This is a genomic window from Nocardiopsis listeri (assembly GCF_020741345.1).
GTDB lineage: Bacteria > Actinomycetota > Actinomycetes > Streptosporangiales > Streptosporangiaceae > Nocardiopsis > Nocardiopsis listeri_A.
Genome location: NZ_DYZD01000358.1, coordinates 1 through 11,918, shown reverse-complemented (window position 1 = coordinate 11,918; position 11,918 = coordinate 1). Strand labels below are relative to the sequence as shown.

9 protein-coding genes are annotated in these 11,918 nt (G+C 68.2%); 7 read left to right on the top strand and 2 right to left on the bottom strand.

Annotated features, from left to right (window positions below; all coding sequences use genetic code 11):
- Window positions 1-54: 54 nt before the first annotated feature.
- The gene (locus tag K8V84_RS19235; RefSeq protein ID WP_304076922.1) at window positions 55-966 is read right to left on the bottom strand and encodes a cation diffusion facilitator family transporter; all 912 of its coding nucleotides are present in this window, start codon (window positions 964-966) and stop codon (window positions 55-57) included.
- 89 nt (window positions 967-1,055) lie between these two features.
- On the opposite strand from K8V84_RS19235, the gene K8V84_RS19230 reads away from it, so the two are divergent.
- The 3 genes from K8V84_RS19230 to K8V84_RS19220 all read left to right on the top strand — a co-directional run bounded on the left by K8V84_RS19230 (window position 1,056) and on the right by K8V84_RS19220 (window position 5,665).
- Window positions 1,056-1,397: a helix-turn-helix transcriptional regulator gene (locus K8V84_RS19230; RefSeq protein WP_304076919.1), complete on the top strand. Its 342-nt coding sequence runs from the start codon at window positions 1,056-1,058 to the stop codon at window positions 1,395-1,397.
- Between the two features lie 570 nt (window positions 1,398-1,967).
- On the top strand, window positions 1,968-5,252 hold the full coding sequence (locus K8V84_RS19225) for an efflux RND transporter permease subunit (RefSeq protein ID WP_304076916.1): 3,285 nt from the start codon (window positions 1,968-1,970) through the stop codon (window positions 5,250-5,252).
- 218 nt (window positions 5,253-5,470) lie between these two features.
- Window positions 5,471-5,665 carry a hypothetical protein gene (locus tag K8V84_RS19220; protein WP_304076913.1) on the top strand — a complete coding sequence of 65 codons (195 nt, stop codon included), beginning with the start codon at window positions 5,471-5,473 and terminating at the stop codon, window positions 5,663-5,665.
- Window positions 5,666-5,804: 139 nt separating this feature from the next.
- Here the strand turns inward: K8V84_RS19220 and K8V84_RS19215 are convergent, their stop codons facing one another.
- On the bottom strand, window positions 5,805-6,302 hold the full coding sequence (locus K8V84_RS19215) for an ATP-binding protein (RefSeq protein WP_304076910.1): 498 nt from the start codon (window positions 6,300-6,302) through the stop codon (window positions 5,805-5,807).
- A 634-nt stretch (window positions 6,303-6,936) separates the two neighbouring features.
- On the opposite strand from K8V84_RS19215, the gene K8V84_RS19210 reads away from it, so the two are divergent.
- The 4 genes from K8V84_RS19210 to K8V84_RS19195 all read left to right on the top strand — a co-directional run.
- Complete coding sequence (locus K8V84_RS19210; RefSeq protein ID WP_304076907.1) at window positions 6,937-8,487, top strand: family 2 glycosyl transferase; 1,551 nt, start codon at window positions 6,937-6,939, stop codon at window positions 8,485-8,487.
- A gap of 603 nt (window positions 8,488-9,090) precedes the next feature.
- A complete protein-coding gene (locus tag K8V84_RS19205; protein WP_304076905.1) occupies window positions 9,091-10,071 on the top strand; it encodes an ABC transporter permease in 981 nt (326 codons plus the stop codon).
- 73 nt (window positions 10,072-10,144) lie between these two features.
- Window positions 10,145-11,056, top strand: a complete 912-nt coding sequence (locus tag K8V84_RS19200; protein WP_304076902.1) for an ABC transporter permease — start codon at window positions 10,145-10,147, stop codon at window positions 11,054-11,056.
- A 15-nt stretch (window positions 11,057-11,071) separates the two neighbouring features.
- Window positions 11,072-11,918: ABC transporter ATP-binding protein (locus tag K8V84_RS19195; RefSeq protein WP_304076899.1), on the top strand; the 847-nt coding region annotated here is incomplete at its 3' end.

Below are 11,918 nucleotides of genomic sequence, written 5' to 3'. Positions count from 1 at the left end.
GTCGACTTCGTGCACTCCTGAGCCGTCGCGTCGACCCCTCGTCCCGGCCCGTCCTCAGTCGTGGCGGGCGCCCTCGTGCTCGGAGTGGCCCGGCGGCTCCAACTGCAGTGTCGAATGGTCCACGTCGAAGTGTCCGCTCAGGCACTCGTGCAGTTCGTCGAGCATCCGTCCGGTGTCGCGCAGGTCCTCCTCGGCCACCACCACGTGCGCGGACATCACCGGAACCCCGGAGGTGATGGTCCACACGTGCAGGTCGTGCACGTCGATGACCGCGGGGTGCCCCATCAGGTGCGAGCGCAGCTCGGCCAGGTCCATGCCCTTGGGCGCGGCCTCCAGCAGGATGTGCACGGCCTCCTTCAACAGTGACCACGCGCGCGGCACGATGATCGCGGCGATGGCGAGCGAGACCAGGGTGTCGGCCTGCTGCCACCCGGTGAACAGCACGATGAGACCGCCGACGATCACCCCCACGGAGGCGAGCGCGTCGCTCATCACCTCCAGGTAGGCGCCCTTGACGTTGAGGCTGTCCTTCGCGCCCGACTTCAGCACGAACATCGCCACGATGTTCATCACCAGGCCGAACCCGGCGACCACGATCATGCCGAGCCCGGACACCTCGGAAGGTTCGCGGAACCGGTCGACCGCCTCCACCACGATGAACCCGCACAGGACGAACAGCACGATCGCGTTGACGGCCGCGGCGAGGATCTCGGCGCGTTGGAGCCCGAAGGTGCGCCTGCCCGTGGCCGGCCGACCTGCGATCCACACGGCCACCAGGGCCAAGGCCACTCCGAAGGAGTCGGTGACGGTGTGCCCGGCGTCGGCGAGCAGGGCGAGACTGCCGCTGAACGCCGCCCCGGTGACCTGGACCACCGCCACGGTGAGCATCAGCCCCAGAACCACGGCGAGCCTGCGCTTGTTGGCGGCGCCGGCCGTGATCGGCCCGTGGTCGTGTCCCACGCCCATCGTTCCTCCGTCCTCAGATCCGTTAGTACACTCAAGACTGTTTATACAGCCTGCACTGTCTATACAGCAAAAAATGTACAATGGTTTTCATGTTGACCTCAGAGCAACGACTATCCGCGATCCAGCGCCTTGGGCGCGCGCTGTCCGACCCCACCCGGTGCCGTCTGCTGCTGGCCCTCCTGGAAGGAGCCGACTACCCCGCCGGGCTCGCCGACCGGCTCGGGCTCACTCGACAGAACGTTTCGAACCACCTCGCCTGCCTGCGCGACTGCGGACTCGTGCGCACGCACGCCCGTGGTCGGCAGGTCAGCTACGAGCTGGTCGACGAATCCCTCGCCCATGCCCTGGACGACCTCCTTCAGGTGGTCTGGGGCACCACCCAGCCCCATGAGACGCTCACCCCTTCAGAGGAACAGCCCAGGGCCGTCTGAGCCATCCCGCCGCGCCGCCGCCCCTCACCCGACGCATGCGTGCGGGTGCGCATCGTGTGTACTCTTCGTGCTCTCTTCCGGGTGGCCGAAACCGGTCATCGTGATGTCCGTTACAGCTTCGGGGGTCTCGGTGGTGGGCACGAAGATCCACTTCGCGCCGGGGGATCCCGGTCGTTCGGAGCGTGTCCCTAACTTTGGTCGGGGTCGACCCCGACGGAAGGCTGACATCTCCCTGATAGTTCCCTGAAGTCACCGGACTCGGCGCAACTTCCGATATAACGCGACGTAAGGTGAACATGCGCCCGGCGGATGCGGGGCCCGACGACGGGACGACCCGAGCGGGCGTCCCGCCCCGGACGGACACCCGCATCCCCCATCACACGACTCGCGGATCGGCCCGTGCCCCCCATGCCGCCCGTTCCACCACGAACGGGTGCGCCCCGGTCCGGGGCCGTCCCACTACCCGGCGAGCTAGGAGCGAGCACCTCTCATGTCCAGACCGGCCATCACGGCACACGGCGAGCGGTCCCCGGACGGACCCACCGCCCCCCACGCGGAAGGGACGCGCGCGTGAACCGCCTTTCGGTCATATCGCTCGGCAACCGGGCGTTGGTCCTCCTCATCACCCTGGCCGTGCTGCTCTTCGGCACCTTCGCCGCTCTCTCGGCCAAGCGCGAACTCTTCCCCGAGATGACCCTGCCGATGGTGATGGTCTCCGCCCAGTACCAGGGCGCGACCCCCCAGGTCGTCGAGGGACAGGCCACCGAACCCCTCGAACAGGCGCTGCAGGGCGTGGAGGGGATCGACACGATCACCTCCACCTCCAGCACCGGTTCGGCGCAGATCATGGCGGAGTTCGACTACGGCCGCGACCAGGACGCCCTGGTCCGCGAGGTCCAGGTCGCCGTCGACCAGATCGCCGGCATGCTTCCCGACGACGTCGACACCTCCGTCATGGCCATGAGCATGGACATGATGCCGGTGATGCTGCTGGCCGCCGCCTCCGAGAACGGCGACGAGCAGGCGATGGCGTCCACCATCGAGAACGTGCTCATCCCCGAACTGGAGTCGGTGCCCGGCGTCCGTTCGGCGAACCTCACCGGTCTGCCGGAGGAACGCGTCGAGATCACCCCGGACGAGGACGAACTCGTCGACGCGGGCGTGAGCGTCCAGGACCTGTCCAACACGCTGGAGTCCAGCGGTCTGCTCATGGCCGGCGGCTCCATCGACGAGGACGGCCGCAGCCTCAGCGTCACCACCGGCGACCAGCACACCAGCCTCGAAGCGATCGAGGACCTGTGGGTGCAGCCCTCCGCCGGTGCCGCCGACGCGTCGGCGGCCATGCCCGGCGCCCCGCCGGCCCCGGCCCCGTCCGCGGTGCGGATCTCCGAGATCGCCGACGTCGAGCTGGTCACCGAGGACGCCTCCTCCATCGCCCGACTCGACGGCAAGCCCAGCATCGCCCTCATGGTCATGGCGACCCCCGACGGCAACACCGTCGAGGTCTCCGACGGCGTCCAGAAGGTGCTCGACGAGCAGGCCGACCTTCTCGGCGACGACGTCGAACTCGCCGTCGTCTTCGACCAGGCGCCCTTCATCAACGACTCGATCACCGACATGTTCGAGGCCGGCGGTTACGGCCTCGTCGCCTCGGTCATCGTGATCCTGGTCTTCATGCTGTCCATCCGCTCCACCCTGGTGGTGGCGGTGTCCATCCCGGTGTCGGTCCTGGCGGCCTTCGTCGGAATGCAGGCCTTCGGCTTCACCCTGAACATGCTCACCCTGGCCGCGATCACCATCGCGATCGGCCGGGTGGTGGACGACTCCATCGTCGTCCTGGAGAACATCCGTAGACACATGGACTACGGCAAGGAACGGATGACGGCCGTCAAGGACGGCGTCCGCGAGGTCGCCACGGCCGTGGCCTCCTCTTCCTTCGCCACCATCGCCGTGTTCTTGCCCCTGGCGTTCGTCGGCGGCATGGTCGGCGAGATCTTCATGCCGTTCGCGGTCACCAGCAGCCTGGCGCTGGCCGGTTCGCTCCTGGTCGCTCTGACCATCACGCCGGTGCTCTGCTACTGGTTCCTGCGGCCCGCAGAGGTCGGTGACACCCCGCGCGAGGAGATCGAGCGCAGGGCGCACGAGCGCGAGATGCGCACCCCGCTGCAGCGCGCCTACCTGCCGATCATCCGGTGGATCACCACCAAGCGAAAGACCGCCACCGCGGTCACCCTCGCGGCGAGCCTCGCGGTCTTGGCCGGCACCGTCGCCCTGGCAGCCAACTCCGAGACCGACTGGCTCGGACAGGCCGAGGAGAACACCTACACCGCCATCCAGGAACTCGAACCGGGCACCTCCCTGGAGGCCGCCGACGCCGAGGCCGCCAAGGTCGAGGAAGCGCTCGCCGGTATGGCCTGGATCGACACCTACCAGGTCAACGTCGGTGGCAACCCGATGATGGGCGGTGGAGCCGCCGACCAGATCGATTACACGATCACCGCCGACCCCGACACCGACCAGCTGCGCAACCGTGAGGTCCTGCGCGACACCTTCGCCGACCTGGACACCGAGCACGAGCCGCGCCTGGACTCCATGGGCGGAATGGGCGGCTCCGGTATCGAGGTGCGGGTCACCGCCGAGGACCAGGCGACCCTGGCCGAGGCCGCCGAGCTGGTGGAGGACGAGCTGCGCGCCATCGACGGCGCCGACGACGTCACCAGCGGCATCTCCGAGTCGCAGCCTTCCCTGGAGGTGCACGTCGACGGGGAGGACGCCGTCGAGCAGGGGTTGAGCGAGGCCGCGGTCGGCCAGACGGTCGCCGCCGCCTTCAACGGCCAGAACGTCGGCACCGCCACCATCGACGACATCCGTCGCGACGTGGTCGTCCTGGTCCAGGACGCGCCGCAGACCGTGGCCGAGCTCGAGGAGCTGCCGATCGCCACACCGACCGGGCGGTTGATCGAGCTCGCCGACGTCGCCGAGGTCGTCGAGGTCCAGCAGCCGCCGGAGCTCACCCGCATCGACGGTGTCACCAGCACCACGGTGTCGGCCAACCCGAGCGACTCCGACCTGGGCGCGGTCAGCGCCGAGATCATGGAGGCCCTGGACGGGCTCGGCCTGCCCTCCGGTGCCACCGCCGACCTGGGCGGTGTCAGCCAGGACCAGACCGAGGGCTTCGCCCAGCTGGGCCTGGCCCTGCTCGCCGCGATCGTCATCTGCTACCTGATCATGGTCGCGACGTTCAAGAGCCTGATGCAGCCGCTCATGCTGCTCATCTCGGTCCCGTTCGCCGCCACCGGCTCGCTGGGCCTGCTGTGGCTGACCGGAACCCCGGTCGGCGCCGCCGCCCTGATCGGCATGCTGATGCTCATCGGCATCGTCATCACCAACGCCATCGTGCTGATGGACCTGATCAACCAGAACCGCAACAAGGGCATGGAACTGGGCGAGGCCATCGTCGAGGGTTCGCGCCACCGTCTGCGGCCCATCCTGATGACCGCGGTCGGCACCATCGCCGCGCTCGTCCCGATGGCCACGGGGCTGGCCGGTGGGGGAGCGTTCGTGTCCGCGCCCGTCGCCCTCGTGGTGATCGGTGGTCTGGTCACCTCGACTCTGCTCACCCTGGTCCTGGTGCCCGTCCTCTACCAGCTGGTGGAGGTACGCCGAATGAAGCGTGAGGCCAGGGCGCAGGCCCGTTACGAGCGCCGTCGGGCCAAGGCCCGCGAGAAGGCGGGGGGCAGCGCCACGGGCGACGCCTCGCACAACGCCGCGAGCAACGGCGGCACCGCCACGGGCGAGGCCGGAGAGGTGCCCGGGGAGGCCTCCTCCGAGGAGCACTCCGGCCACGGCCGCTGACCCGAGCGCGATCGCTGCAACAGGGGCGCCCCGCACACCACGTGCGAGGCGCCCCTTCGTCGTCAGTACCCGTAGCGGTGGCACCGTCGCGACACGCCCGGAAGCGGGGGTGGACCAAAGCCCGCAAACCCCTGTGAATCAGGGGATCTCGGACGCTTCCTCTCTGTCACCGGGATGTCGATTTGTGCTATCCGCGCACTCCAGGCAGGCTGCCCCACATGGATAATGCGAAGAAGAACCTCGAAGACCTGCTGCGCGACGAGCTCGGTGACGAGCCCTCGCAGGAGGCAAAGGACTACGCCCGCGAACTGTACGAGCGCTTCAAGCTCCCCGCCACCGATCCCGCCCCCGCGAACCCGGCCCCGGCCGCCCCCGCGGCCCCGACCGAATCCGCCTCCGGCTCGGAGGACTGAGTGCCCGACGCTCTCGGCATGGTCGCGGAAACCACAGGGGCTTGCGGCCGGGCGCCGAAGGTTCCTGACCTATCGGGCTCCCGAACACCGAAGGGACTGCGCCGCAGGCGTCCGTAGCGAAGCGGAGGCGCTTAGAGATTTAGAGATGGGGACGGTCGTCGCCGTCCCATTCGAGTTCGAACCACACCTGGCGGCCTCGGCCGTCAAGTCGTGGCTCGGTGCCCCATTTGCTGGCGAGCGCCTCCACCAGGTCGAGCCCACGGCCGTGTTCGGCCGTGTCGTAGGGGTCCCGATGCTGGGGCAGGGGCGCTTCCGTCGTGCTGCCCAGGTCGCGCACCTCCACACGGGCCCATCCCGGCGCCAGTCGCACGCACACCTCGAACTTGCCGGTGTCGCACCCCGAGGCGCTGTGCCTGATGGCGTTGGTGGCGAGCTCACTGGTCAACAGTGTCGCCGTGGTCAGTTCCGGTGACTCGGCCAGTTGCCTGGCCACGAATCTGCGTGCGTAGGAGATCTGGCTCGGCAGGCCGGGAAAGCGTCTGCGGGCCGGTCTGGGAATGGACCCCGTACGGGCGGAGCGTCGATCGCCGCCGTCCTGTCGGGTGGTGGCGTTCTGGGTGTTGCTGGACTCTGCCATGGGTCTCGCCGGGCGTTGGGAACGGTGGAGAGGGGCCGAAGTCGAGTGGTCTTGGTCCGAGGGCGCGGAACGAGGGGTGGCGGTCTCACACATGTGGGTTCACTCCCCGGGAATGTGTGTGCGCGGGCAGGGCTGATGGGAAGCCTGGCCCTCGGAGCGTCCATGCCCTTTGTGGGTCACGGCGCATGGTGGACACACGGGGCGAAGCCCCCTGGGTCAGGGAAGGAAGCGTCTCGGTATCGCCGGGAGTGCGGTACGAGGGCGGCGACATGTGTCGGCGGCGAAGCCTCGGTGCTTCACGCCGTGTGGTGGTGGGGCCTGCGGGCAGCCCGTGGGTGATGGTCATGTCCGGTGTTCGGTGTGCCCTACGACACTGAAGGGCCTACTCGCGCTCAGCATACGCTCCGTGCCTCCCTGGAAACCCAGTCGACCTGGTTCGGACAGGGTAACCCTGCCTGAACTGGATAAAGGGGGGGTGAAGTGGTCCGGGGCGGTACTCGACCGTCGGATCGAGACGGGGAACGGCGCCCCGGCGGACTCTCGCAATAAGATAACAATCAGATGACGCTGGGTCGAATTTTGCCAATTCGTCCGCTCTTGCGCGTGTCCCTCATCACAGGCCAAGGTATGGGTCATGGCCGTGCCAACCCCCGAACCACTGCCCATGGGTCTCGCCGTCGAGATCGACCGTGCCGTCCGGCTCGCCGACGAGGGCCACGTCCTCGTCGGCGGATCCCCGCCGCACGCCCTGCGGTTGCCGGCCGAAGGCGTGAGTTCGGTGATCCGCTGGCTCGGTGGGTCACGGCCCGACCATCACCATGAACGCGTGCTGGCCCGGATCCTGGTGGAGACGGGACTGGCCCACCCGCGCCCCGAACCCACCGAACCCGGGGCACAGACACAGGTCGTGCTGGTCGGGCACGGCGGTGACACCGAAGCGGACGCCTTGGACGCGACCCTGGCCGCCCTCCACGCCGCACACCCCGACGTGCGCGTGCTGGTGGTCGGGGTGACGGGATCGGTCGAAGAAGTGGCCCTCCGGCATGGTGCGCGTGTGGTCTGGGGGCCCGTGGAGGGCGCCGCCGCCCGCGCCGCCGGGCTGCGTGCCTGCGACGCCGAGTTCGTGGCCTTCCTGGAGGTCGGCTCCGAACCCGGGCCCGGCTGGCTCCGTGCCGCCCTCGGCCACTTCGCCGACCCCGACGTCGCGGCGGTCGTGCCGCGCGCTCTGGCCGCTCGGGCCGGCCATGGGAACCTCGGTATGACCGTCGCGGCCCTGTGCGCGTCGGGCTCCGACCGTGGCCCGGACCCCGGCCCGGTGCTTGCCTCGACTCCCTTGGAACCGATCCGCGCACTGGTGGTGCGTCGCGAACCCGCCCGGTTGGATCCCGCCCTTGGCGCGGTCGCCGAGGTCGACCTGCTCTGGGCACTGAACGGGCGGGGTTGGTCGGTGCGCTACGAACCCCGCTCCCGGGTGCGGATGCCCATGCCCGCCGGACTCGGCGCCTACCTGCGCGCGCGTTGGGCGGTCGGGGCGGCCGGGGCCGTGTTGGCCCGACGCCATGGCCGACGTGCGACCGGACCGCAGGTCTCCCCACCCGTCTTGGCCGCCGTGGCGCTGGCCGCGGCAGGACGCCCCCTGGTCGGGCTGGCGGTGGGAGCCGCCGGGGTGGCGGCCACCGCCGGGGCCCTGTGCTCGGGTGTGGCGTTGTCACCGCCGGCCGCGGTGCGGTCCGCGTCCGGCGAGTCCGCCCACACGGCGCGCACGCTGGTGAGGGAGGCTCGGAAGACCTGGTGGCCGGTGCCGGCGGCGGTGGCCGTGGGCGGTGCGCTGGCCTGGGCGCGTGGTCGTGCTCAGGGTGATGGACCCGCAGGGGGGCCAGGGGCGGGGCGTCGGGCCCTGGTGGCGGGTGCGATGTTGACCGTGCCGCACCTGGCCTCCTGGCGACGCCGGCACGGTGCCGCGATGGTGGGCCCCCTGGCGTGGACGGCGCTGTCCGTCGCCGGGGACGCCGCGTGTGCGTTCGGTACCTGGTGGGGGGTACTGCGTTCCGGTTCGGTGGCCCCGCTGGTACCACGTCCCCAACCTTCGGTGTCGACCACATCTTTGGTGTCCCGGCAGGTGGGAGGGGGTCCCGAGGCCCCCTTGCGCAAGTCGGAATCAACTCCGATCGTTAGCGAGCGTTAACACGAGTCACACACGGTAATGATTTTCGTGGGTTCGGCGGACGATTTTCGATGCCCGCGACGCCCGTTATGGTGACCCTGGGTCACGATCGGCGTTGTTTTCCGAGTGTGGGCGTCACCCCGGTGAACTTTGTTCCGCATGGGGTGTGAGTGTTCGACGTTTTCGCGGTGGAGGTCCCGGAGGGCCCGATTTTTGTAAACGTCGTTTACGGATGCACTCTCGGTCGAGTGTCGTTTTCCCAGTTCAGGACACGTGTGGTGACGGAGCGGATTCGAGTGGGTGCAATCTGTATAGAATTCGACATTTCAACAAGTGCTTGCGCTCCAAATTGCCACCGTTGTCCTTTCTTGATGTGTCGGTTACCGGCAAGTGTCTAGAAGTCGCGCAGACTCTTGACATTCCGGTCACTGACCGTGAATCGGATGTCAGTGTGTTTCGTCGATCACTGGGAGTAATCCTCGCGGGGTCGGAGGACCACGATCGCTTAGCCGTTCTTACGGTTCGTGCGTGAGTGAACTCCTGCCCGCCCGAGATCACTCCCCGTGGCGGGGGCTCACAAGCACAGATCAAACGCCGGGCTCGGTGTGAGGTTCGGAGATAGTTTTGGGCAAGTTCCTGGCCAGGCGGCTACTGAACTACGTCGTCCTGATTTTTCTGGCGACGAGTTTCGCGTACCTGCTAGCCGCGATCAATCTGCAGCCGAGGGTGTACTTCGAGCAGCAGCAGCCGCCACCGGATCCGGCCCTGGTCAACGCCCAACTGGATATGCTCAACCTCAACGACCAGACCCCCCTGGCCGAGCGCTACGTCACCTGGGTCAAGGGCGTCCTCGTCGGTGACTTCGGCAGGACCATCCAGGGCGGTGACGTCACCGCCCAGATGATGATGAAGGCCGGCGTCACCCTGCGTCTGATCACGGTCGCCACCCTCGTGGGCAGCTTCCTGGGCATCGCCATCGGCGCCTACGCGGCCATCCGCCAGTACCGCGCCTTCGACAAGGCCGCCACCGCCGCCTCCTTCTTCGTCCTGTCGATCCCCACCGTCGTCATCGCGATCGTCGTCCAGGTCGTCGCGGTCGCCATCAACGACGGGCTCGGCATGCAGCTACTGCGCTACTCCGGCGAGTACACCGCGGGCTTCACCGGTGAGTGGCACGAACTCCTGCTCAACCGCATCAACCACGCGCTCCTACCCACACTGGTGCTGGCCCTGGCGCTGTTCGCCGCCTTCGCCCGCTACCAGCGCAACATGATGCTGGACGTGCTGGGCGCCGACTTCGTGCGCACCGCCATGGCCAAGGGACTCACCCGACGCAAGGCCTTGTTCAAGCACGCCTTGCGCACCGCGATGATCCCCACCATCACCTACTTCACGTTCACCTTCGGCGCGCTGGTCTCCGGTGCGACCTTCACCGAGAAGATCTACGCGTGGAACGGCGTCGGTGCCTGGCTCATCGACTCCATCGCCCGACAGGACGTCCACGTGATCGCGGCGGTCTCCGGCTTCATGGCCGTGACCATCATGGCCGCGTCCTTCCTCTCGGACATCCTCTACGCCTGGCTCGACCCGAGGGTGCGGGTGTGATGACAAGCGACCACCGCCGCCCCCGCACGCCCCTACCGCGCATCATCGCGGCAGCCCAGCTGGAGACCATCTCATGAGCCAGACCGAACAGCTCACCGAGCCCAATGAGGCACCGACCGTGCCGCCCACACCCAACCGGGTGAAGGACGTGCTGCGCCGACTCATCGGCACCCGACGCGTCATCATCGGGTTCGTCATGATCGCCCTGCTGGCCGCACTGGCGTTCCTGGGGCCGCTGATCAGCGCCTGGGACATCGGCGAACGCGACTACCTCGCCCGGCTCGCCGAGCCCTCGCCCGAGCACTGGTTCGGTACCAACGGCACCGGTCAGGACATCTTCACCCAGTCCACGGCCGGTCTGCAGAAGTCCCTGCTCATCGGTCTGCTGGTGGCGCTCCTGTCCACCGGTGTCGCCGCGATCGTCGGGTCCTTCGCCGGTTACTTCGGCAAGTTCCCCGACAAGGCCCTGATGTGGATCGCCGACCTGGCCCTGGTCCTGCCCAGCTTCGTCATCCTGGCGATCCTGTCCAAGCACTTCATCGGCCAGGGCGGTTGGTTCATCCTGGTCATCCTGCTCGCCGCCTTCAGCTGGATGGTCACCTCCAAGATGGTGCGCGGCCTGACGATCTCGCTGCGTGAACGCGAGTACATCCACGCCGCGCGTTTCATGGGCGTCCCCCCGCACAAGATCATCCTGCGCCACATCCTGCCGAACATGTCGTCGCTGCTCATCGCGGACGCGACGATCATGGTCAGCAGCGCCATCATCGGCGAGACCGCGCTGAGCTACTTCGGTCTGGGAGTCCAGGCGCCCGACATCAGTCTCGGTGTCGTCATCGCCGATGGTGCGGCGTTCGCCACCACCGCCTGGTGGGTCTTCATGCCCCCCACACTGCTGCTGGTGCTGCTGGTCCTCGGCGTCAACATGATCGGGGACGGCCTGCGCGACGCCCTCGACCCGTCGTCCAAGTCGCGCCGGTCCTAGGGGGGAAGCACACACATGAGCACCGACACCATCGAGGCCACCGACGTGGACCGCAACGAACCGACCGGCGACACCCCGGTCCTGGAGGTCACCGACCTCACCGTCACCTTCCGCGGGTTCGCCGACAACCCCGACGTCAAGGCCGTGCGCGGGGTCAGCTACGCCGTCCACCGCGGCGAGGTCCTGGGCATCGTCGGCGAGTCCGGCTCCGGTAAGTCCGTGTCCTCCATGGCCGCCATGGGGCTGCTGCCCGACCACGCCGAGATCACCGGTTCCGTCCGCCTGCACGGCGAGGAGATCCTCGGTAAGAAGGACAGGGAGATGGCCCGCAAGCGCGGCAAGGTCATCTCGATGGTCTTCCAGGATCCGCTGTCCGGTCTCACCCCCGTCTACACGGTGGGCGACCAGCTCGCCGAGGCCGTCCTGGTCCACGACCCCAAGAAGAACAAGGCGAAGGCGCACAAGCGCGCCGTCGAGCTCCTCGAACTCGTCGGCATCCCCAACGCGACCGAACGCTACCGTTCCTTCCCGCACGAGTTCTCCGGCGGCATGCGTCAGCGCGTCATGATCGCCATGGCCATGGCCAACGACCCCGACGTCATCATCTGCGACGAGCCCACGACGGCCCTGGACGTCACCATCCAGGCGCAGATCCTCGACCTGCTGCGCACCGCGCAGCGGGAGACCGGCGCCGCGATCGTCATGATCACCCACGACCTCGGTGTCGTCGCCGGGTTCGTCGACCGGCTCCTGGTCATGTACGCCGGTCGCCCGGTGGAGATCGGCGACGTCGACGAGATCTACTACAGCAGCCGCATGCCCTACACGATGGGCCTGCTCGGCGCCGTGCCCCGTATGGACC

Excerpts from the sequence above, each read along its gene's own strand:
- K8V84_RS19235 (WP_304076922.1), bottom strand. The coding sequence starts at position 966 with ATGGGCGTGGGACACGACCACGGGCCGATCACGGCCGGCGCCGCCAAC.
- K8V84_RS19200 (WP_304076902.1), top strand. The coding sequence starts at position 10,145 with ATGAGCCAGACCGAACAGCTCACCGAGCCCAATGAGGCACCGACCGTG.
- K8V84_RS19220 (WP_304076913.1), top strand. The coding sequence starts at position 5,471 with ATGGATAATGCGAAGAAGAACCTCGAAGACCTGCTGCGCGACGAGCTC.
- K8V84_RS19210 (WP_304076907.1), top strand. The coding sequence starts at position 6,937 with ATGGCCGTGCCAACCCCCGAACCACTGCCCATGGGTCTCGCCGTCGAG.
- K8V84_RS19215 (WP_304076910.1), bottom strand. The coding sequence starts at position 6,302 with ATGGCAGAGTCCAGCAACACCCAGAACGCCACCACCCGACAGGACGGC.
- K8V84_RS19230 (WP_304076919.1), top strand. The coding sequence starts at position 1,056 with ATGTTGACCTCAGAGCAACGACTATCCGCGATCCAGCGCCTTGGGCGC.